Origin of the sequence: Bacteroides sp. HF-162 (genome assembly GCF_015679285.1) — a bacterium.
GTDB lineage: Bacteria > Bacteroidota > Bacteroidia > Bacteroidales > Bacteroidaceae > Bacteroides > Bacteroides uniformis.
The window spans coordinates 4206388-4231921 of record NZ_CP064937.1; the positions used below are offsets into that span (position 1 = coordinate 4206388).

Below are 25534 nucleotides of genomic sequence, written 5' to 3' on the forward strand. Positions count from 1 at the left end.
TATAATTAATAACCTGGATTTTGTTTACAATTCGGATTCTTGGTGATTTCACCAGTCGGAATCTGCTGATAATAATTACGTGTATCATAAGTATAAGTATATCCATATTCCTGCTCCTTGATATCCATGAAATACTTCATGGCATCTGCTGCAAAGAATGGCTGCAAAGTGCGATATCTGCGTGTAGACTGTTCATCATCAATAATACGCCAACGCTTCAAATCCCAATAAGTTTTATTTTCGAAAGCAAGCTCTTTACGACGCTCTATACGCACTACATCAATTGAAGTTTCTGCAGAAGAAGCAAGCAACGTAGCACCAGCACGTTCACGAATGAGATTCACACAGCGGAAAGCCTCCTCTACATAATTCTTACCGGCATCATCGGTAACACTACCCACAGCTGCAAGTTCCATAGCCGCCTCGGCACGATTGAGCAATACTTCTGCATAACGGATGTCAATCCAATCTGTAACAGACTGATTCCAAGTTGTATTCTTCTGTTCAGGATTCAAATACTTACGAATAAGGAAACCGGAAACCGTACAGCCTATCTCCTGATTCTTCACTGTACCACTTTTCCCTGCACGCTTCATCATTGTACCATCCTTTAACAGAATTGCATTAGCATCCGTATTTTGCGATTCGCGACTGGCCAATTTCAGCAAGCTCGTCGCATCGTTAGCGTAAGCACTATAATCATCATAAAAGCCATAGGTATCTTCTGAAGGAAGAAGAGGAGAAATTTTATCACCTTCTCCAACCCAAATACCACGACGGATTTCAATGGATTCACCCTTAAACTCGTCACCCGGCAGCAATACAGTAGCACGCAAACGAGGTTCGGCATTCTTGAAAGGTTCCATTGTTGTTTCATACAATTTATAATAACCTTCCGTGTTCATGTTGGCAAAATGCCCATCGGCATCTTTCTCAAAACCTTCAAACATTTCTACAAAATCCAATGTAGGACAAATTTCTGTGTTGCTACCACCGGTAGAGGTTTGCGTAGGCTGTGCAAAACAATCATATGAATGTACACAGTCCGGATAATCAAAATATTTCACGAAAATATTCTCTTCCGTATCTTTCAAGAAAATATTCACGAAATTAGTATATTGTGCATCCTTATTATTAGCTGCCCAGTCCCCTTTGTAAAGAGCATAACCTCCTTCATCAACAATCTTCGATGCTTCATAAGCCTGTTTAAAATAATCGGCAGCACGATTTGCTGGAATTCCGCAAATACGCGCATCATTATAAACTTCATTCACATCATTATATTTGGCAATACTTCCAGCATAAAGCATAGCACGCGATTTAAAAGCTGCAGCTGCATATTTATTGGCACGTCCTTTTTGGTTCTTTGCAGACAAATGCGCAATAGCGTAGTCCAAATCACTGGAAATAAAATCCCAGACAGCCTCTTCCGAATCACGGAACAATTGTGCTTCAGGAATGCTTACTGTAGCCGGATAATCAATTACTGTGTTAACAATAGGCACACCACCATAACGCTTAACTAATGCAAAATAAGTATAAGCACGAATGAAATACGCTTCGCCCAACAAACTTTCAATTTCAGTAGCAGAATGTGAATCAGCATATTTGGGAAGTGTTTCTATAAAATAGTTCGTTTCACGTATTAAGGCATACGCAGCATCCCAATAGTTTGCTGTTTCAACTTCTGCCCCCTTCGTGTCACGGCTAATAGCTTCACCAGTCAAACAAGAAGGTTGCGCAAAATTAGAACCTCCCGAAAAGAACATGTTTACATGCGAATAGCGGAAATCTTCTACAGGCAACGTACTATACAAACGGGCCATATAGCTTGTAACCCCCGCCGTACTTCCAAAAATATCATTATCACCAACAATATTCATTGGTGGGATGTCCAGATCTACACAAGAAGTCAATGACCCCATGCATAATGCAAATGCGAAGATATATTTTTTAATTTTCATGTTGATATTCATTTAAAATTTAAGATTTGCTCCAATAGTAACTGTTTTATTTAAAGGATAGTTATATCCATAATTTCCTGACGGGAATTCAGGATCACAATATTTCAATCCGGTAATGGTAAACAAGTTATAACCGCTTAAATAAACACGCAGCCCTTGTACACCAATTTTAGTCAACCATGATTTAGGAAGACTATATCCCACTTCAATTGTTTTCAAACGCAGATAAGCAGCATTTTGCATATTGAATTCTGAATTCCGGTTCGGCAGTGAACCAGTGTAAGCATAATGACCGCTAATCCATTTAGTTGCCGGATCGTAAGGATCTGCATGACTATCAGCAGGACGCCAACGATCCATAAATTGATCCAAAGCATTTGTATTAGCCCACAATGGATTGTAAAGCAACTCATCATAAGAGATATGACGTTTGGCAGCTCCTTGCAACAACAGACTTACATCAAAACCTTTCCAACTTGCATTAAACGTCAAACCAAAATTTATCAAAGGACGGTCTCCCGTGTTCGTCAAAGGATGTTCGTCCAATTCATTAATCCAACCATCACCGTTCCAATCCTCATAGTTATAATCACCGAGTACAGAACCACGTCCTATATAAATAGAATTGTAATAAATTTGATCCCATGAAGTAAAACGTTCGCCGGCCCCATATCCCCACCAAAGATCTGTAAAACGATCGTTTGAATTTTGTTTCCAATTCAAATAAGAATTACCTTTCCGCGCACCTTCCACATGTTTATTTTCTGAACGGGCATACGCAAAATTTCCTTTTATCTCATAACTGAACTCATTGATGGTATTGCGGTGGCTTATTTCTATTTCATATCCACGGGTCATATCTCCATTCAGATTCTCTTGTGGCAATGCGGCTCCCACTACTCCCGGAAGACTCGCTGCCCGAGTGGTCAGTAATCCATCACGATCACGTCGGAAATAATCAACAGTCAATCCCAATAGGCCATCCCATGCTTCCAAATCAAAACCTATATCAAAAGTTTTAGCTTCAATCCATGAGATGCTTTGATTAGCCAATCCCTTTGTTGCAGAAGCATTGACAAATGAGCCATCAAAAATGGCACCACCCGGCATCGCATATGCTGCCCCACCTACCGGATACGTATAACCATTAAGGAACTGATACGCTAAAGCACCATCGTCACCCATCTTACCCCAAGAAGCACGTATTTTAAGGTTATTAATGAAATTCAAAGAAGATTCTTTCCAAAACTTTTCTTCAGAGACACGCCATCCCCCTGACACTGAAGGAAACATAGCCCAACGTGAATTTGCAGGGAATTTTGAAGAACCTTCATAACGGAAAGCAAATTCAATAAGATATTTGGACTTATAATCGTAAGCTACACGCCCTACCAATGCTTGATTGGCATTATCAAACAAGGCAGAAGCAGCAGTACTCTGTCCAAATTGCTGGTTATCAGCATTTCCGGCAAAAACTTGATCTATAGGAATAGAAAGTTCCTTTTTACCATTAAAGTTATCCCCCTTATAAGTCGATTCCTCAAATAGCAGCATCGCATCAATATTATGCCCATTAAACTCACGAGAGTAATTAGCTTGTACTTGCCATAAAGTATTATCTTTTGAATAGAATGTACGACCTACTTTAGGAGGATCATTACGTGTCCATACCTGATTATCTCGATATGATTTCCAAGTATTTTCAAACTCCTTATTATCATTCATTATATAATCGTAACTATATAACCCCTTTAGTTTCAATCCTTCTACCCAAGGTACATCATAACTCAATGAAAAACTTGACTGAAACCATTTGCTCTTATAAGTTTTATATCCTACAACATCCTTATCCATCATCGCCACCGGATTCATCAAAGTAGAGTTTGAAGGCTGGGTAAAACCGCCATTCTCCTGATAAATGGGATCCATCGGCTGCATCAACCAAAGACCACGAATAATATCATAAGCACCATAATGCGGTGTATTACGCTCATCCATCAAACCTGAAAGATTAACATCCAATTTCAGATTCTTAGTAATATTGGCAGAAAGATTACTACGCATTGTCCATTTATCGTAATTCATATCATCTGTCTGCAAGAAACTTTGTTGCGCTTGATAGCCAACACTCGCATAATAATTTACACGTTCCGTCCCACCTGAAATATTGATGGAATGTTGTGTCTGAGGCGCAGAACCACGTAATACTGCTGATTTCCAATCTGTAGTCTGTGCAGCGGCTATTTCTTCATCAGAATAAGAAGCTCCTCCACCATCTACATTATGACGTCCCTTTTCATTAGCCAATGTCATCCATTCTTGTGAAGTAACCAAATCTGGGAAATTGGAAGGCATTTGCCAAGTAAAGCTACCCGAATAATTAATTTCCGGTTTCCCTTGCGCACCTTTTTTGGTGGTAATAAGAATTACGCCATTGGCAGCACGTACACCATAGATAGAAGCAGAGGCATCCTTCAAAACAGAAATACTCTCAACATCTTCCGGATCAACGCGTGCCATATTATCGCGAGGAATACCATCAATTATCACCAGTGGATTCCCCAGTCCACGAATATCCATCGATGTATTGAAAGCTCCCGGCTCACTTGAATTTTGAACCACACGTAAACCGGCAATCTTACCAGTCAGCATATTCTGTAAACTTTCATTTTTTGTAGAAACAATGTCCTTCGTGTTTACGGCAGACACAGCACCGGTCAATGTCTGTTTCTTTTTCACTCCATAGCCTACCACTACCAGTTCATCAATCAAAACATTGTCACTTTGAAGGATGACATTATAAACCTTCTGTTCTGCCTTGATGGCAATCGTCTGTGACTTATATCCAATAAAACTTACTTTAATCGACGAATTTGGCGTCACCTCTAAAGAAAAGTTTCCATCAACGTCCGTCACACATCCATTTTTTGTCTTGGTATCAATGACAGTCGCGCCAATCACCAGCTCACCGGTGTTGTCCTTTACTGTACCCGATACCTTAAAAGAGTTCCCTTGTGCATACAACGTCACTGTCATGAACGACACCATTGCACACAACCAAACCTTTAAAAGATTCTGTACCACTAACTTTTTCATACTTATTAAATTTAAAATTGCAATTTGATGATTATTCTATTATTACTTTCAACATGATATATTCATAAGGCTTCATCCAAAACATCTCGTCATTAAAAGGTCTTAAGGCCTTCTGACGATAATCACATACACTTACTTCACGCGGCCTTATACTACCCCAAACAAATGATGAACAAACACTCTGCTTACCCATATTGTGCAGGCAGACAATATACCCCTTTCCATCGTCAGCAGGTTTGATACTGGATAATGCAATACGATGGCGTCCTTTCAACCGAAACAACTGCTCTATATTCTGAGAAGAACGACTGGCTACAGCCACCAATTCCATCTCACGTTCAGCTCCTCGCTGTTTCAATTTCAGGTCAAGCGGATTACAAGGCTGCAAAGAATAGCGAAACTTCGCTGTGCCTCCTTGTGATGCTTTATAATTAGTCCTCCATGTATTCGTCATTACCCATGAATAGACAATCGGCGATATCTTGGCAGACTGCCACCAGCCATATCCATGACGGGGATTCAGGCGATAATCAAGCCCTGAGGGCGAACCCAGTTCAACAAAAGGCGCATCAACGGTGGTCAGGCAGACTGCATGCTCCAAATCTCCCACAGCCAATCCGTTTTGCAATGAATAATAATGTTTGTTTACTCCCTCCAGTTGCTCACGCTCAGGATGAATTTCACTCATGGCAAGATCCATTGTAATTTCAGGTTGCTGAATATTGAATGGAAAAACAAAACGCACATTTTCAAAATCTAAAATATCCTGCTTATCCAACGTATTACAAATATCTACCCTATCTATCCCTTTGTAAACTGTCACATCACGCCATAAAGTATTACATCCTGGAGCTTTAGACTCTATACGCAGTGTAGCAGCAACCGCTCCATCATCCAACACTCTTATATTTAATATCTGTTCGATTCCCTGTGGGTCAGAAGCATATCTTCCAGTATATAAATAATCATTCAAACCGCTATTCGAAGCATATTCATAAGAGTCACCAACTCTTTTGAAAGAACTAATTGTACCTTTCACCTCATCAATTTCAACGCGTACAATTCCATTATTTAATATTTTATTCTCTGCAATCATGGAAACGAAACGTCTTGAACTCTTTTTCTTCGAGACGATTTGATATACCTCAGAAGAAAGTGCTGGTATATTTTCAGCAACAAAAGCCCAACGGCCATCATACAGACGCTGTGTCTCTACTTTTTCACCAGTCCTGGTTATCAATTCTTTTTCATTCAAATTGACCATTGAATCCAAAAACACTACATCCGTACGATTCCAAAGATTTGTATTCAGCACATGTACAAAATCCCCACCTTTGTCGACATGCAATGGGCTTAAAGCCTGTTTATATAATATTTGAGACTGATTACTTGCATTATCAGCATAAGCTTTTTTCCCTTCCCACAAATCTTTTGTAAATTTAGAATGCGGGTCAGTTCCACTAGCAGAAGCCCCCCAAGTGTGCTCAGAAAACAGTATCACATTTTTCCATGCTTCTTTAAAAGCTTTATCTGGGAAAGCGTCTGTTTTATGAAGCATACTCCAAATAGTTTCAGTCTGTGCCAAGCGTGCAGCAGTAGTACGATTCATTGCTGTCTCACAAGCAGTAGAAGCCGCTCCGTCTTCCCAAGTGGGAGTCATGTCACCAGCAAAGACGGGTAATTCAGCGCCATATTGTTCTTCGAATTTCATAAAGAACTCACGGGCAGTTGATATACGGAATTGAGGAAACTCATAACGTTCATTCCACTCACGGATTACATCAGACATTGATTGATCGGGAGGGCCGTTATCACCATGAACTGTATAACGTAAATAACAAGTTTGATATGGAAACTCCTCAGTTTCTAATTCTGTTAAATAGTCCCAGATTGGCTCAAGTCCACAAACTCCGATACGGTTAGCCAACCAGCCATGAAACCATGAGTAACCGCGCCCTGCCTGCCATACAAGTACTTTATCAGTACCTGATTGAGATTGCCAATAAAAAGGTCTATCACCCCATCTGACATGTAAAGCAGCAGCACGGTCATTTCCTATCCTCCCATAAAAAGGTACATAATTTGGTCCGGGTGAATAATATTTCACTCCATTCTTAGCCATTGCAGTGACCAATCCCCAAGCTTGCCCAGGCACATCACTCATCATTGCAGTATTCAGCTCTACTCCCACTTCATCACTAATCCAATGTGCATCATCAAAAATATGCATCAATTCTTCTTGTCGGCTAATCCCAGTCAAAATACTTCCCAAAGACATATCAACATTAATAATACCATCGCGAATGGCCTGCTTCAAACGTTCAGCCTTTTCAGTTGCTGCATATTTTTTCAAATATGCAGCAACTGCCCATGTAGCCTCCGTATTCCAACAGTAACGTGAACCTTCCGGATATTCTTTAGTACGCTCAGCTAAATCGAGTGCGCGTTCCAAATTACGCCATTGAAGTTTCATCACATCATCCTGGCGATGTGTATATCCGATATCCAAATGAGAATGCGGAAAAAAGCAAACAGTCCACTTTCTTGCTCCTGGCACTTCATATTTACGTTTCACACAACCTTGACGGCTATTCACCTTTATCTCCAAAGAAGAGGTCTCTTCCATATATCCAGCAGGGAAATATCCTTTGTACTCATCCACCCCAGTCTTTGAAGCCTCTATTTCAGCATTCCATATTTTATCACCTAATTGACACGTTAAGGTAGCCCCAGCATACAATGGAGTATTAAAACGTAATAAGAATTCTCGTTTAGGACCTTCAGCACTCTTTAGATAGCCTTGCCCAGCCACAAAAGAAATATCATCAAGCTTTCCCAATGATTGTACTGAAACCACTGTTTTTTTATAAAAACGAATTTCGCTCAAACCATAGTAATCCACATTCTGATGCATATCAGCAGCTTCCTGTATCACAACCGGATTCTTACGATCATAATGATTACCTTCTCCATCCAACGCAGCCGTAAAGCATATATAACGTGCTTTTATACCTTTAGTATCCAAAGAAAAATCCACGGATCCAGGATTACGTCCTACCGATTCAGGAATTAAATAATATTCCAAATAACCATTCTTTAGTAATTGCCATTTATTCCCATCCTCTGAGTACTCTATATATACCTTATTGAGTCCACGCCGAGTATGCTCATTCTGATTATAGTTCCATATCTGAATCAAATCTACTTCAGGACATTTTCTACTTTTACCAAAATCACACAACAACCAGACAACTCCTTCATGAGTAGACTTATTGTAACGAACTGGCTTTTTAGAAACTTCAGACAACCACATGCCATGTCCCAGGTTATTAGCCACATGATAGCACCCCTGCATTCCATCTCCATTAACTACGGAACAAATAGTTCCTTTATTCAATTCGCTGCTGGCAGATACTTTAATTAAGCTCTCATCCAACTGTTTATACACAACAATACGTTGTGCATATCCGGTAATGAACATCATTAATAACAAAATAACGGTAATGATTTTTTTCATTCCACAAAATATTAGTTTTTAATAAAACTGCTAAACATATAAAGTAGTCTCAACAAAAACAAACCTCATTATATGTATGAACATATAGATGCAGCAAATATATATAATAAATTCAAAAAGCAAAAGTAAAACAAAGTTTTTTTTATAAAAAAATGAGATGTAATAAATTAAAAGTCAAACTAAACTTAAATTAATTTATCACTAAATTATTTATAAAAGAATACGTATTAAAACTTAAACGACTAATAATTAACTAATTATTCTTAAAAACATCTTTAACTACAATATTAAAAAACAAACATTTCAAAGAATAACATCCCAGCAAAGCCCGTATTTATCAAAATGATTACACAACACACTTCAATGTTCATACATTAATTATAAGGTATAAAATTATATTTTCATTAAATCATCATACCAAAGAAACCATACAACACAAAAAAGCGTCTTCGTTTTCGAAGACGCTTAAAAAATAAAAATGATGATGTATTAATAGTATCAAAAAACGAATCACTTTACACAAGAAGTTACTTTTATACCAAAAGCGCAATACGTTAGATATAATACGCAGGCCAACGTCACCACAACACCACCGATAATACCTACAGTACCGATGGCAAAACCGACAACTGGAGTTACCACTCCCCCCCCCGGCAACAGCTGTAATCATTAGACCGGAAATCTGATTTGCCTTCTCCGGACACGCCTGCAAAGCCATTGAATAAATAATAGAGAAAACTGATGAAGCAAAAAAGCCTACTGCACCAATACAAACTATATTCACCACATCCTTTTCCACTCCTATTAAAACTAGCAGCGAAACAACACAAGCTACAATATTTATACGAAAGTACCTCATTTCTGCAATACGGGTCAATAAGAACGCCCCTAACAAAGCGCCAATCGTACGACTGAGGAAATAGACTTGAGGAGCAAATTTTACTTGCTCATCAGACCATCCAAAACGGATAGACATAAGTTTCGAACTAATAAAGTTTGTCGCCACATCCACGCCTACAATAAAGAAAATTCCTAAAAACAGTAATAGAATAGTCCGGTCTTTCAGCAAAGCAAACGTATTCCTCATGGAAAGATCACTGTTCGACACAACATTTCTTTCCCGTTCAATAGGGGTTGCAATCAGCCAAACTGTCGACAATAAAGTGATGAAGCCAAGAATGGGGAAGCAATAATACCATTTATCCATCCCCCAATAATGGACAGCCAGCAATACAATCTCCGGACCGACTAAAGAAGAAGCCGCTTTTATTACCTGCCCAACTGTCAAACTACTTGTCAGGAAAGCTTTGTTAGTTATAACATTATTAAGCAACGGATTTAAAGAAACTTGTAAAATAGCATTTCCTATACCCAACAAGGCATAAGCCACCATGCAAGTTACACCATCATACGCCAATAATGGCAGAATCATACCTACAATTGTAATCACCATACTAACAAGTACGGTATTCTTACGTCCCCATTTATTCATCCGATTACCTATCGGAATTCCTAAAAACAAGAACCAAACAAACACCATTGAAGGTACAAACCCGGTCATCATAGGTGACCAGTTAAAACTACGCTGAACATAGTCTGATGAAATACCGACAATATCACAGAAGCCCATCACAAAGAAACCGAAAAGTACCGGAAAGGCTGTCATTATAGAGTTTTGTTTTTTCATTTTCATGGATTTTTATATAAAATGTCTATTCTGTCACTCCCACGTCTTTACGCAGTTTTTCCAATTGAACAGTCAGTGCTTCCCGTACTTTTACATACTTCGGGTTATCATATACATTATTGACCTCCATCACATCTTTTTTCAAATCATACAATTCCCAAAAGTCAATAGCTTCATCATTCCCACTACCCTCTCCATGCCAATGAATCAATTTGTAGCGTTTAGTGCGAATGCCATCATGTTTGCGTACACTACCCACTGCCGGATAATCGTAAAAATGATAGTATAACTCATTTCGCCAATTTTCCGCCTTTCCATTTTTAAACAACGGTAATAAAGAGCGCCCAGACATCTCTTTCGGCACCTCCACTCCTGCAAGGCTCAGGAAAGTCGGTGCCAAATCAATATTCTGCACCAGCTCTTTGCATACCGAATGTTTCTTGACTAAAGAAGGGCACGAAATAATCAGAGGTGTACGGAAAGACTCCTCATACATAAAGCGCTTGTCATACAGTCCATGCTCTCCCAACAGAAAACCTTGATCAGAGGTATAAACTATCACTGTATTATCCAGAACTCCTTTTTCTTCCAAATAATCAAGCAAACGGCCCACTTGTTCATCTACCGAACGGATAGTCCGACAATACTCTTTTACATACCGTTGATATTTCCACCGAAGCAAATCCTTTCCAACCGGAGGATTTTTCAGGAATTCTTCATTTTTCTTGTCATAAATAGCTTCCCATGTAGCACGCTGTTCGCTATCCATCTCAGCCATTGCCATCAGCCAACTGTCTCTAATATATTGCAATGTAGGTTCGTTCTTCAATTCTCTCACCTTAAAATCGAACGCATATCCCATGTGCCGATCAATTGTCAGCTCCTGAGTTTTCATCTGCGGACCACGTGTCGTATAGTCATCAAATAGCGTTTCAGGTTCCGGAAAATCCACATCCTCAAATAAATGCATATTGGGAAAGTCAGGCATCCAATTACGATGAGGTGCCTTGTGATTTACAAGGACACAGAAAGGCTTCTCATCGGAGATGTTTTTCTCCAACCACTCTATGACATGATCGGTTATCAACGTGGTAGCATATCCTTTTTCTTTTATATATTCTCCGTTTGTATCAGGACGACGGAACTTGGGATTATAGTATTCACCCTGATCAAAAAGAATGTCATAATGGTCAAACCCCTTCGGCTCAACATTCAAATGCCACTTTCCAAAGACTGAAGTTACATATCCTTTTTTTTGTAGCAGCTCAGTAAACCATTGTTTCTGTGGATTCAAACAGCACCCCAACCTCGTCTGTCCGTGCTGATGACTATACAAGCCCGTTAAAAGGGTCGCCCGGCTTGGAGCTGAAATGGAATTCTCTACAAAAGATTGCGTAAAAAGCATGCCATTCCCAGCCAAACGATCAATGTTAGGTGTCGGAGCCAACTTTGAAATAGGATGTCCGTAAGCACTTATGGTCTGGAAAGCATGGTCATCCGTAAAAATACAAACAATATTCAACGGTTTATTGGACACTTTCTGGGCCCAAATAGGTTGTACTGCCGATATTATCGGCAGTACAACCATAGAAGTGGAAAACAGATTATTTTTCATAACATATTTCTCAGTGAGTCAATTCCTCATTAGGTGAAGCTCCCAAACCTAAAACCAATTTTCCTCCTTTTACGACCTCACTAAAGGGCAATTGTACAGTATCTTGCGGACGGTTGTTCAAAGATATATCCTGCAAATAACAATCACCTACCGCCTGCTTCTTAGCTTCGATTACAAATTTCTCTCCCGGATAATAATCTTTATTCAAACGGACAGTGACTTTGTCAAACAAAGGGGCACCTATCTGGAATTTCGGATCAATCTCCGTCAATCCCTTTACATCAAATAAGCCCAATGCAGACATTACGTACCAAGCCCCCAATTGTCCTTGATCCTCATCCTGTCCATAACCATAGCCATGTATACCTTCGAGGCCATAGAACTCATCCAAAATAGCACGTACCCACTTTTGAGACAGATATGGTTTACCCGAAAAGTTAAACAACCAAGAAATATGCAAATTAGGCTGATTACCATGATTATACACCGTCTTCAATCCGGCAAACGCATCCACTTCTTTCCCACCTCCAAAAATATTTTTCTGTGAAAGCAAAAAGATACTATCCAGACGATTATTAAACGTTTCTTGCCCTACCAAATCTACCAATTCGTCTATCTGGTGAGGGACATAAAATGTATATTGCACGGCATTTCCTTCTTGAAATCCCTTCCAAGGAGCCAATGGATTAAAATCTTCCAGAAAATTTCCTTTAGTATCCTTGGGACGAATCAAACGGGTCTCCGGATCATAAAGATTCTTCCAGCCATTCGACAAATTAGAGAGTAACTTATAGTCATCCTCTTTACCCAAATGTTTGGCAAATTGGGACACAGCAAAACTACTGAAACTGTATTCCATTGTATGTGAAGCACCAAACCCAGATCCTTCCTCACGAGTCACCATATCAAACCGTTTTTCATAAGGAGAATATCCACGTTCCACAAACTGACGTACATCCATCTTACCTGCACCTTCAAGTCTTCCACGCCATTCCACTTCATTCTTCAAAGCAGCTTCATATCCCTGCTTTACGTCAAAATCACGAATACCGCAATTATATGCAGCAGCAATAGCCAAGCTAGTAAAATTCGTCCCTACTCCAGACACATATTTACTGCATGCGATTCCATCACCCAACCAACCGGTATCCTGATAAACCAACAACTGACTTTTTATCCAATCAGAATAATATTCGGGATAAGCCAATGACCATAATTGCGTCAGATTCCAGAAACCACCCCAAATGGCATCCGTATTATAATGCTGATGTACCGGATTACCTTCTTCATCAAGAGCAATACGACCGACCGTTCCATTATTTTTAGGATAATATCCATTTGCATCACTAGCCAATCCACGTCCCAAAAGCGCATGGAACAATCCGGTGTAAAACTTCACTTTATCAGTTTCCTTCCCTCCTTCCACATAAATCCTGCTCAGAGATTCATTCCACACATCTGTTGCATTCTTCTTGGCTTGGTCAAAGGTAACATCCGCAGCCTCGGTTTCCCGGTTGAAACGAGCATTCTCTATGGAAGTATAGGATAGGCCCACTTTGACTTCCACAGCCTCTTGTTCTTCTGTAGAGAATGTCATGTAAAGACCCGCGCCTGGTCCTTTTTCCTGATGTTTACCCGGATTAACCACATCTTTTACAAAAGTACCTACCTGAACCGGCTTCTTATTAAGAACAGCCGAGAAATACATACGTACATCCGCCCCTTTCTGATAAATATTAACATATACGGGGGAAGTGATTACATAACCTTCCACCCGGCCATCTTCAAAATATTGTACTTCGGCATCTTTCACCTCACCACTTTCTCCTTGCTTGTTACCTATATCGAAGATAAGGTTTGCCTGTTCTGTTTTGGGATAGGTATAACGATGAAATCCCACTCGTTTCATAGCAGTCAATTCAGCCTTTACTCCATAGTCCTTCAACAAAACAGAATAGTACCCGGGAGCTGCCACTTCATCTTTCTTATCGAAACGTGAACGATAACCGCCATCCGGATTTTCCAACTCACCCGGTACTGTCTGCAATTCTCCGACAGTCGGTGCAAATACGACACCGCCTACCTGGAACTCGTGAAAATTGGCAAAGCCTTCGATGGAAGTATGACGAAAATCATACCCCACTGCTTGCCAACCACCGGGATTTCCCAAATGCGCATCGGTAGAAGGAGCCAGTTTTGCCATGCCAAACGGAATAGCAGCCGGTGTATAAAAGAACCAACGACAATGCGCAGTTCCAATGTTTGGGTCTACATAGTCCACCAAAGCTTTAGTGCTTGAAGTACTTGTTGAACACCCCATAATGATACTCATACATATCACCAAAAAACAAAGTCGTTTCATGATATTAATTTATTAAGACGGTAGACACTAACATTATTTATTTTCCGAGCATGGAGCAATCCCCCATGACTTATTCGGTTTATCACCCATTTCCAGTATCAATTCTCCACCTTTTAGCAATTCTGCAGCGGGGAAATAGAAACGTTCCAACTTCTCACCATTCAGAGTGGCACTCTGAACGTACTTATTTTTTCTGGATACATTTTTAGCCTCAATTGTAAATGTTTCACCACGATTATAGCGTTTGCCCAAATCAATAACCACTTTCTCATACAATGGACTGGCAATTTCATAAATAGGTTCGACACTGCAACCGCCATCAGTCTGAAACAGTCCCAAAGCCGCCATCACAAACCAAGCACTCATCTGGCCCTGATCTTCGTCACCCAAATAGGCATTGGCAACGCCACAACCATAATATCTATCAATAATGGAACGGGACCATTTTTGTGTCAGCCAAGGTTTATTGGCCCAATTGAACAAGAAAGCAAAATGCATGGACTGCTGGTTGCCCTGAACCACCGGATAATCCCAATATTGGTCATTGGGAGCATTGTATCTCCAAGGTTCACTTACTTCAAAACCCCAGTTCAGACGATCCACAAATGATTTTTCTCCCATTATGTCAATCAAGGCCGGTACATCCTGAGGCACAAAATAGCTAAGCTGCCAAGAATTACCTTCTACATAGTGGTGATTACGTCCGGTTTGAAATGCATCAAAATCAGGGATAAAGTTACCGACCGAATCACGCATGTGAGCATATCCATTTTCCGGATTAATAGCATTTTTCCACCAATATCCGCGATCATTGAATGTAGCATATTCCGAGAATTTACCTAATGCTTTCGCCATCTGTCCCACAGTCCAATCATCGTAAGAATACTCCAATGTATTAGAAAAACGTCCCAATTCAATAGGTACGTATTTATATTTCATATAAGACACCAAATCGCGATTACCGGCAAAACCACCTGCAACATGTGTAGCTGGAGTAGTCTGCATTTTTTTCATGGCTTCAAATGCCTTTTCCACATCATAATCACGAATACCCATCTGATAGGTAGATACCATCTGTGGAATTTCGTGTTCGGCCACCATTACCGGAATATATTCCATTCCGGCAGGACCTTTTGCCAACCACCCGTTTGCATCGTACAATGCCAACTGAGAGTTCACCCATTTGGAGCTCCATTCGGGTGTCACTAAATTCCAGAACTGATTCAAATTCCAGAAAGTGTTCCAAAAAGCATCACATCCTAAAGCTACATGTTCAGGATTTGTAAATTTACGTACCTTTTCGTCCGGAGACACCCATTCGCCATTCACATCACTCCACAAATTTCGGCAAAGTGCACGATACATATTAGTGTAAAAGCGCACCTTCTCCAGACGGTCATAGGTAGTTATATCCAGACGGTTGAAAATACCATTCCATACATCTTTCTGATTTTGCACTACCGCATCAAAATCCCAACCAAATCTATCAGAGATTTCCTTTTGCAGATTTTCAGAAGCATTTGAAATACTCACCAACGAAATACCGGCACGAGCCTGCACCACCGGATGCTTTTTCGTATCAAATTCGACATAAAGTCCTGCATCTTTCAAGTTCTTACCCAATATATGGCCTCCATCCAATATTTGCTTATTCTTCCAGCCACCTACTTTCTTAATCGGTGCATCAAACTCTATTACGAAGTTCACTACATATTCCTGATCAGCGTCATTACTCCACACATAAGGACGAGGAGAAATCTGATGAGAGCGTCCCTCAATTCTATAATCACTTACCTTCTTAATATCTACATCCAGCAGATTATAATCATATTCAGCTTGCACATGAAGGTCAATCATTACACGTCCATCTTTATCTTTCGGGAAGGTATATTTCTGGAAACTTGCTCTTTCTGTAGCTGTCACCTCCGCCCAGATTTCTGTATCGGTCAAGAAGACCTTATAATATCCTAACGGAGCTTCTTCTGTCCTCTTGTCAATACGCGAACGGTAACCTTCATCTGGACGGAACTGATCGCCAACCTGAGTAAACAACTTGCCGTTAGTAGGCATTAACCCTAATCCGCCCATTGTCCACTCATGGATATGACTGAAACAACCCAAAGTTTCAAAAGTTGGTTGATAACCGGCCTGCCAGCCCATATTTTGATTGTCCGGACTCAGCTTCACCATACTGAAAGGCATCCAAGGTCCCGGTGCAATCATCCATCGAGAATGTGCCGTACCTATTTTGGTATCTACATAGTCGGCAAATGTCTGTATCTTTTGCGGAGAACGTATAATAATACCCTTTTCCAGCAATTGTCCATCTACAAACACTTGATATTCACTCTTTCTACTTTTTTTCACAGCAGGCATAGGTACTTCAAATACATAACGTGCCGTGTCCAACTGCGCAGAAAAAACATCTATACCGTCTAATTTTACACTCAATTTCGGGTTACCGGATAGATGCTCTACATCAACCAATAAAGGCTGTATTTTTGCTCCATCCATTTCATATTCTGCCGGAGCCACATTGCGCAAGAAAGCATATTCATTATTCTTTTCCAGAACAAGTTCGTCAGCACCTTCCAAACGTATCTGATCGAAAACAATCCAGCCCCCTTCAAGAACAGAAACAGTGACCATATTTCCACCTTTTTTCAAATCATCGGCTGAAATTGGAAATTCAAGAATTTGTTCCTTGGCATCTTGAAGATTACCCTCCAGTACTCCTTTCGAATGCCCTTTAATTTCAAACTTCTTTTCGGCAGAATTCACCATAACTTTAACCACCGAACGGCTCGGATTGGCATCCACCAAGTCTACCACCAATTTCCATTTGCCATGTTTCGGCAATTTTTTAATGCCAAACAATATATTTGCATCATGAGTTCTCCAACCGGAAGTACTCCATGTACCTCCCCAAGTATCATCAGGCCCTGGCAACACATAAGGGAAATCATTTTTGTCAACAGAAGTCCCCACTAAAAAGTAACGATCTTCATAACCAAAATCATGAGCCAGGAACTTTTTATACTCAGAAGGGCCCAAAGCCAGTTCTGTTCCGGAATTATCCGCAACGCCAATTTGCCATACCACTTTTGCAGCAGTTGCACACATAGCGCAACAAGCAACGATAAAAAAAGATATTATTTTTTTCATATTCATAATGAGTCTTATTATTTTTTGTTATCCGTGAAAACAATCTTATCTACTTAAAAAGCAAACTAACCCTTATATCTTCTTGTCTATCTGTTGTAAAGCAAAAGCATATGCTCCCAGTGCAATAGCCTTGTTTGCTCCCAAAGTTGAAATCGCCACCCCTATACGTTTAGTACAATCATAGGATACTTTCTTGTCAGTAAAAGGTACCTCAACCCAAGAACTTGTATCTTCTAAAAACTTCTTATATTCGTCCGGCTCCATCAAATTACAAACTTCCATCTGCAGACAATCGAAATCCCGTCCGGAGAAAGTCGATATGGAACGACGCATTTCACGCATCATACCTGGCAGAATATATTTAGCTGCACCGGCAACTCCTCCTCCTATAACCACCATCCCATCTACAATATGAAGTGCACTGACAATGGCAGCACCCGCCATTTCACCTAATTCATCAAAACTCCGCACAGCCGCTTCACGATTCCCCGTGAGTATGCCCTCGGCAATGTCATATATATCCTTTGGAGTCAGATTATCAACCGCCTCACCGCTCAGTTCTCCGTACACACGGCGTACTGCACGGATACTGACACTTTCTTCGGCTATCAAGTCGGTATATTTTTTATTCCTCATAATCCAGACATCACCACCACAGCCGTTATCACCGGCCAGCAAACAATTATCAATCACCACTCCCGCTCCAAAACCGGTTCCCAACGTAATGCCTAACAAGTTTTTATAACGTTTAGGATTACCGGCAGCCTTAAGTTCCTCATTAATGGAAGGTAATATTCCGGCCAACGCTTCACCGTAAGCAAACAAGTTACCATCGTTATTTATATATACCGGAATACCAAATTCTTCTTCCAGAAAAGCTCCCAAAGCCACACCTCCACGAAAAACCGGAAAGTTCGGTAAATCGCCTATCACACCATTCTTATAGTCTGCTGGACCAGGAAATGCAAAACTGATAGCTACCGGCTCATTTTCCAATTGTCTTTTCACTGCAGAAAAGCCTTTTTTCAAAACAGTCAGACATCCATTCAAATTGTCCGAAACCGCTGGCAAACAAATAGTTTCCACAATATTCTGATTTCCCCGGATAGCTGAAAAAACGAAATTCGTGCCTCCTGCATCCAAGGTCATTACTGTACGTTGGTCATGTCTATACATATTATATCAGATTTAATTAATACCATTTTCCGGTTAAAACCTCACATAAGCCTTGATGGTTCCACACTCTTTTCCCACAGACTTGCCACAAGGAGTTATTGTATATTCACCCACACTTGCCGGAACTATGAAGGTTTCAGCATAATGTACCACAAATGGTTTAAAAGCGTTTGTCGGACTTTCAACAACCACTTCTTCACCTTCCACCAAATTCAGTACATTCACACTATTATTCGTATGATGTGTAACAGATTTGGAGAACCAGTGACGGCGTGTTTCAATGAATTCATTCGGGTGTAATCCAGTACGCTCCTCGCTCCATCCTTCTCCTTCGGCAATCTGAGTGAAATGATTTGCCAGATATTCTTTTACATATTCCGTATTACGTTTCCAGTCTATTACTTCTTTACCTCTTTCCACATTAATGGGGCGCGGTTTGCCATCCAACCCCAAACGTTGCCAATCCCAGAGTTTGAATGTAAACAAATTGGGTGTTGAGCTGATTTCCAATACAAGTGCCTCCGAACCTGAGCAATGCACCGTACCTCCCGGAATCAAATAATGATCATGTTTTTTAGCAGGCAGTTTATTTACATACTTTTCTGTATCGAAAACGATTTCACCTTTCTGAGCCTCACGCAAATCACGAATCATGTCATCTTTATTAATACCATTCTTCAAACCAAGATAGACCGAAGCTCCTTCTTTAGCATCCAGCAGATAATAGCTTTCGTCCTGAGTATAATACATACCAAAGTTTTCACGGATAAACTGTGTGGTAGGATGCACTTGTACACTCAAATTTCCACCACCTACCGTATCTAGAAAATCGAAACGAATCGGGAAATCCTTACCAAAACGCGCTTCTACCGGTTCACCTAAAAGCTCTCTAGATTTCAACAAAACCAAATCTACCGACGGCAATTCAAAACGTACACCGTTCACCTCAAAATAAAGACTATTCTCTTCGGGCACACAATCGAAACACCAACCATAATTTTCTTTTTCAGGATTTAATCCACACACTTCTTTCATCCATTGTCCGCCCCATGGTGCCGGGTCAAAGAAAGGCACTACGCGAAAAGGAGTCTTAATTGTTTCTTCTATTCCTTTAAAGAAAGTCTCCCTATCAATCATTCTCGGATCGTTTGCAATGTGCGTATCCAACCAGAAATCGGCTTTATCAAACAAGCCTTCCTTATACTTATCAAGAACTCTCCAATCATTAAAATACCCTCTCTTATATTGTAAAGACACAGCATCTTCACGATTATCCACTCCCAAAGCCTTTACTTCGTGAGCACGAAAACGCTGTTGTATCTCCCAACGGGCCATATCAACATACACCAGCGTTGCTTCTGCCTGAGCTATCATAGCAGCACCCGAACCGACCACAATCACTCTATCATTTGCCGCTACCTGCTTCCGGGCTACCTCCAGCTTACCTGCATCAAAGTAGTCTTTCAGAGATAGGTTCGTCACATAACCAAAAAGAACATCCTTTGTCATAAAACGTTTTGTCATTTCCTTAATCTCATTCTCCGGCTTCATTAAGTCACGTGTATTAATAAGTAAGGTAGGTGACAGCGATTTCAATTCATTTATAACTTCATCTTCACGCACTCCTGCATAGAGTTCAACAGCCAGTACCTTTCTACTCTTAAAGCACTCCATCAGTAAGGTATGAATATCATTCCATCCCCGAAGAATCGTTCCCGAAATCTTTGTAGAAGGGAACTTGTCGTAATTTACTTTTCTCATAATTATATATACTTGATTTTATTATATGTATGAACATACTGGTATTTTGTGCAAATATATACTCTTTAAAAATAAAATAAAAGAATCTTCTCATATTTTTTTGATAAAAAAAGAATTATCTTTGCAATATTAAAAAAATAACAGAAAAAGTATAACCATGAAATTAGACCCAAACTCAGAAAAACCTCTTCACATTCAAGCAGAAGAAGTGCTGAGAAAACTTATAGAATCAGAGGAATACAAAAATGGGAAACTTCTTCCCAATGAGGTTTTATTGTCTGAACAATTAAACATATCGAGAAATACACTTCGCCAAGCAATCAACAAACTGGTATTCGAGGGATTATTGGTCAGAAAAAAAGGGCATGGTACAAAGGCTGTAAAAAAAGGTATTATAGGAGGAGTAAAGAACTGGTTGAGCTTCTCACAAGAAATGAAAATGCTAGGTATCGAAATTAAAAACTTCGAATTGCATGTCAGTTTTAAGAAAGCATCCGAAGAAATATGTACCTTTTTCAATATAGACCCTGAAAAGGGAACAAAATGTATGGTATTGGAAAGAGTACGCGGTAATAAAGAATACCCTTTTGTCTCCTTCATCTCTTATTTCAATCCGAGTATACCACTGACCGGTGATGAGGACTTCACCCAACCTCTTTATGGAATACTTGAAAATAAATATGACATCATCGTAAAAACCAGTAAAGAGGAAGTATCCGCACGGTTGGCCGGAGAATATATCGCAGAAAAACTGGACATCAAATCCAGCGACCCTATATTAATAAGGAAAAGATTTGTTTATGATATCAATGGAACTCCCATTGAATACAATATAGGATACTATCGTGCAGACAGCTTTACCTACACCATAGAGGCAGAAAGATAAATATACAAGAAAGTTTAATCTATAACAGAAATGACTATGAATACAACAGAAATCCCCGTACTGCTGTTGACCGGTTATCTGGGTAGTGGCAAAACGACGTTGGTAAATCACATCCTTTCTAATAAACGTGGCATTAAGTTTGCCGTTATCGTCAATGACATAGGCGAGGTGAACATTGATGCAGACCTTATACAGAAAGGTGGCGTGGTGGGAAAGAAAGAGGAAAGTCTGGTAGCTCTACAGAATGGTTGTATCTGCTGTACGCTGAAGACAGACTTGATAGAGCAGATGTTCGAAATCATGAAGATGCAACGCTTCGACTACATAGTGATTGAGGCGAGTGGCATCTGTGAACCGGAGCCTATTGCCCAAACACTCTGCTCCATTCCTCATATGGGAGGAGCGTATACTAAATACGGTATTTGCCGCTTAGACTGCATTACCACCGTGGTGGACGCCTTACGTCTGCAAAGTGAATTTTCTTGCGGAGATGATTTGACACGCAAAGGCATTGATGAAGAAGATATAGAAAACCTCATCATTCAGCAGATTGAGTTCTGCAATATTATCCTGCTGAACAAAGCAGCAGAAGTACAGCCCGAAGAATTAAAACGTATCAAGCAGATTATCCGCACCTTGCAACCCGGTGCCGAAATTATAGAGTGCAACTATGCAGATGTAGACCTGGATAAGATTATCCATACCCACCTCTTTAACTTTGAGCGTGCCGCAACTTCTGCCGGATGGATTCGTGGCATAGAGCAACAAGTAAGCGAAGAGGAGGAAAAAGAGGCGCATTACCATCATGAAGAGGGTCATCATCACCATCACGAAGATGAACATCATCATGAAAGCGAACATCATCACGAGAAATGTCATCACCACCATCACGAAGGAGGTGAAGTAGAAGAATACGGTATTGGCACATTTGTCTACTACCGCCGTCCTGCATTCGACATTCATAAGTTCGACCACTATGTCGCTACCAAATGGCCCCGCAGCGTTATCCGCGCCAAGGGTGTCTGCTACTTCAGCCACAACCGCGACATGTCCTTCCTCTTTGAACAAGCAGGTATACAGAAGAAAATAACTGAAGCCGGACAATGGTATGCCACCGCTCCCGAAGAAGACATGATAGAACTGATGCGCCAAGAACCGGGATTGCTAAGAGACTGGGACGAACAATACGGCGACCGCATGCTGAAGATAGTATTCATCGGACAAAATATGGATAAAGAGCAAATCATCCGCGACTTGGACAAATGCCTTGAATAACTTCCTAAAAAAGTGCTCCCCGTCATTCCGATCTTAAGAACAACGGGGAGCATCGTCCCACGCGCGTAACTCTATTTTAAGAATCAGGAACCATATCAATTCTCCGTAAAACGGAACATTTTGAAATACACCTTCTGCTCTGTGTCGGATACATTCACCAACCTCATCTTCGCAACACTCAACTCCTTGAGAGATGCCTTCACCTGCGTTCTGTATCCCGGTTTCAAATCCACCGCCTGCCAGTTTGTGCCATCCGAAGTTACTTCCAGTTTAAACTTCGAATCAGTAACCTCCGCATCTCCCAAATCGATAAGCACCGAACTCAACTGGCGGGCATAATCCATCGAAATGGTCAGCACACCGCCTGCCTGCCAGTTGATGACTTCATTGGACGGAATAATTGTATTCACCTTTCCCTTCTGCTGAATAGGAAGCGAAGCCAACTGATTCACGTCGCTCTTCAACGTGTAGGGAGAATAAACAGCCTTTGTATCAAGCCCGGCATGGAACGCTGCATTATAGCCCGTTGTCGCCGCTTCGAACAAAGCATTGAAAGTAGGCATCAGATGCAGGCTGCCGCTCTTTATGCCCGCTTTATATTGGGCATCCGTCTCACCCATCAGCACCAGCAGGGCGCGGGCGTGTTCGTAGCTACTACCTATAAATGCATCCTTCTGCTGGCGCAGGCGTATCATGTTCAGCACCTCCGCACCATACTCTCCCACTTGTTTGAACTGAATGAGCCAAGGCCTTATTTCAGTTATCAACGGACGATTCTCATTTCCCGATGCAAGCAATCCATCAGCGGCAACGATTATCTTCCGGCATTCCTCAGCTACCTGCCGATAGGCATCTTCATCTATCTCGTTTTTCTCTTGATAAGCTTTCAACAAGGCAGAGAGAGCAGGCTGAATGGCAACGGACTCTTCACGGCGGAAACGATGTCCATTCTGTCCCGGGTCGGAATTATGAGCAGCGAAGATTTCCAAATATTCGGCATGAAGTGGCATAAGGTCTCTGACTGCATGTTTCCAAGAAGTTTCACTATCATAATTCTCCATATTCCAAGTATAATCAGCTACACTGTACAGAGAGATTTTGGAAGCCTCGGCATGTTCCATCGGATTGGAAACAAAAGCAGACATATCATCTTTTATATCAAGCCCGTTTCCATAAACCGGCCCTAGCAGCAAATGGTCTTGTACATAATCCGAAACGGGGAAATTCCACCAAATGTACGCCTTACGTTTCAGCAGCGGATTGACGAAGTCCAGCGTAGACTTATCTATAGTAGCAACTACCATATCACCGGTCCACATCACCTTGATACCCTCGTTCAACTTATCACCAAGCGTAGTGAGATAGCCTCCTTCTACATCGGTCCATGACTTGTTGTACTCTGTGGGACACAATATCAATGGTGCAACATCCCGCTTGACTTTTACAAAATGGTCGTCAATATAGTTCAACAGTTCAGCCTGCTTGTCCGCCTTTGTCCCTTCACCCGAAATATCATCAAAGAAAACGGCAAAACCACGCACACCCAACTGGTACATGCTTTCGAACTTCTGCAACAATAACGAGCGGTCTTCTTCATTCCAGCGAATATCCTGACCCGGATGAATGGCCCAATAGAAAATGACATTGTTCTCCTTCGCCCTATTTACCAATACCTTCAGTTGTTCTCCTTCTTGGGCAGGATAAGGCTTGCGCCAGTTGGGAGTCCGGTGATAAGGGTCGTCTTTCGGTCCATAGATATAGACATTCATTTTGTTCCGACCATAAAAATCAAGCTGGCGTATACGCGCCTCCTGACTCCAAGGAGCACCGTAAAACCCTTCCACCACACCCCGATAGGGAACATCGGGATAGTCCGTCACTTCAGCCAAAGGCAGCTTACCCAAAGCAAGCAACTGCGCAAGAGTCTGTACACCATAGTACGCTCCCCGCTCGTCAGCACCGGCTATGACGATGCAGTCTTTTTCTATTTTCAGGAAATAACCTTCGGATTTGCGTGGAATCCTATGTTGGTATTTCTTAATAATCTTATCTCCTTTCACTCCTATATATACACGGAAAGAAGCGCCAAGCACCTCTTCCGGCATCAATGAACGGAGTAAAGGCAACGCAGGTCCGTCCTGCACGGAATTGCCGGAAAGGATCTGGTATTGTTGGGGAATATCAACAGAATCTTTTTGCGTAATATATTCTTGGGGAGTAGGTTGCAAATGAAATTCTTGCGCACAAAGCGTCGCTGTCGTCAACATACCGAATGCTCCCAGTAATAGTAATTTTTTTCTCATAAGCGGATTATTAAATTAAGGAATATCTATGTATTAAGAAAACTCTTCCATGCATTCAAGGTTGATACGTTCAAAAATAAGAAATAAATATGAAAACACGTACAAATACAGACATTTATTTCAGTTTAAAGATTCATTTATTCTGCATCCGTTTGAGTTCATCGCACACTGCCGGATGCAGGAAGTAGCGTACATCTTTTCCCTCCTCCATGGCTCGACGGATAAAAGTGGAGCTGATTTCGAATACCGGAGAAGAAACAGTCCGTACATTCTGCGGTAAAGAGGCAGTCTCTACCGGATAGCCGGGACGAGGATAAACCAGAAGATGATTTTCGGCAATAATGCGTTCCGACTCGTACCAACGGTGGAACAGCTTCCAGTTGTCCGAACCAATGACAAGATGGAAAGTGTGTTGGGGATAAGTCCGTTTCAGCGCGTCCAACGTATGAACAGTATAAGAAGGCCGAGGCAGATGGAATTCAAAATCGGAAGCGCGAAACTTGGGATAACCCTCGGTGGCTAGCTGCACCAGCTTCAAACGTAACTTGTCATCCATCAGATCGTTTTCTTCCTTCAGCGGATTGTGGGGGGTGACCATAAACCACACTTCATCCAGGTCCCCGTATTCGCAAAGATAGTTGGCGAGGGCCAAATGTCCGATGTGTATCGGGTTGAATGAGCCGCTGAAGATTCCTATATCCACTATTCTATTAATTTAAACAAGAAA

At 41.0% G+C, this 25534-nt stretch carries 12 protein-coding genes and 1 pseudogene; 2 read left to right on the forward strand and 11 right to left on the reverse strand.

What is annotated here, in order from left to right; all coding sequences use genetic code 11:
- Nucleotides 1-5: 5 nt before the first annotated feature.
- The 9 genes and pseudogenes from ITJ87_RS17850 to ITJ87_RS17890 form a co-directional block, all read right to left on the reverse strand.
- Entirely contained in the window at nt 6-1964 is a 1959-nt protein-coding gene (locus ITJ87_RS17850) for a RagB/SusD family nutrient uptake outer membrane protein (RefSeq protein WP_226791211.1), read from the reverse strand.
- A 12-nt stretch (nt 1965-1976) separates the two neighbouring features.
- Nucleotides 1977-5060, reverse strand: coding sequence for a TonB-dependent receptor (locus ITJ87_RS17855; RefSeq protein WP_117600491.1), 3084 nt, complete (start codon nt 5058-5060; stop codon nt 1977-1979).
- 31 nt (nt 5061-5091) lie between these two features.
- On the reverse strand, nt 5092-8577 hold the full coding sequence (locus tag ITJ87_RS17860; RefSeq protein WP_117974317.1) for a glycoside hydrolase family 38 C-terminal domain-containing protein: 3486 nt from the start codon (nt 8575-8577) through the stop codon (nt 5092-5094).
- Between the two features lie 510 nt (nt 8578-9087).
- A pseudogene (locus ITJ87_RS17865) lies at nt 9088-10264 on the reverse strand (sugar MFS transporter).
- A 25-nt stretch (nt 10265-10289) separates the two neighbouring features.
- Nucleotides 10290-11879 (reverse strand): sulfatase, encoded by a 1590-nt coding sequence (locus tag ITJ87_RS17870; protein ID WP_117600493.1) that lies wholly within the window; start codon nt 11877-11879, stop codon nt 10290-10292.
- Between the two features lie 10 nt (nt 11880-11889).
- Nucleotides 11890-14241: a GH92 family glycosyl hydrolase gene (locus tag ITJ87_RS17875; RefSeq protein WP_117600494.1), complete on the reverse strand. Its 2352-nt coding sequence runs from the start codon at nt 14239-14241 to the stop codon at nt 11890-11892.
- 33 nt (nt 14242-14274) lie between these two features.
- Nucleotides 14275-17406, reverse strand: a complete 3132-nt coding sequence (locus ITJ87_RS17880) for a GH92 family glycosyl hydrolase (RefSeq protein WP_229135056.1) — start codon at nt 17404-17406, stop codon at nt 14275-14277.
- 72 nt (nt 17407-17478) lie between these two features.
- The gene (locus ITJ87_RS17885; protein ID WP_117600496.1) at nt 17479-18582 is read right to left on the reverse strand and encodes an ROK family protein; all 1104 of its coding nucleotides are present in this window, start codon (nt 18580-18582) and stop codon (nt 17479-17481) included.
- A gap of 33 nt (nt 18583-18615) precedes the next feature.
- Entirely contained in the window at nt 18616-20343 is a 1728-nt protein-coding gene (locus ITJ87_RS17890) for a class I mannose-6-phosphate isomerase (protein WP_117964146.1), read from the reverse strand.
- Nucleotides 20344-20500: 157 nt separating this feature from the next.
- Here ITJ87_RS17890 and ITJ87_RS17895 point away from each other — a divergent pair, with 157 nt between their 5' ends.
- Together ITJ87_RS17895 and ITJ87_RS17900 are read left to right on the forward strand one after the other, a co-directional pair.
- A complete protein-coding gene (locus ITJ87_RS17895; protein ID WP_117600498.1) occupies nt 20501-21229 on the forward strand; it encodes a GntR family transcriptional regulator in 729 nt (242 codons plus the stop codon).
- Nucleotides 21230-21265: 36 nt separating this feature from the next.
- Nucleotides 21266-22504: a GTP-binding protein gene (locus tag ITJ87_RS17900; RefSeq protein WP_117600499.1), complete on the forward strand. Its 1239-nt coding sequence runs from the start codon at nt 21266-21268 to the stop codon at nt 22502-22504.
- A 95-nt stretch (nt 22505-22599) separates the two neighbouring features.
- Here the strand turns inward: ITJ87_RS17900 and ITJ87_RS17905 are convergent, their stop codons facing one another.
- Nucleotides 22600-24807 (reverse strand): beta-N-acetylglucosaminidase, encoded by a 2208-nt coding sequence (locus ITJ87_RS17905; protein WP_117964145.1) that lies wholly within the window; start codon nt 24805-24807, stop codon nt 22600-22602.
- A gap of 133 nt (nt 24808-24940) precedes the next feature.
- Nucleotides 24941-25510, reverse strand: a complete 570-nt coding sequence (gene nadD, locus ITJ87_RS17910; protein WP_117964144.1) for a nicotinate (nicotinamide) nucleotide adenylyltransferase — start codon at nt 25508-25510, stop codon at nt 24941-24943.
- Between the last annotated feature and the right edge of the window lie 24 nt (nt 25511-25534).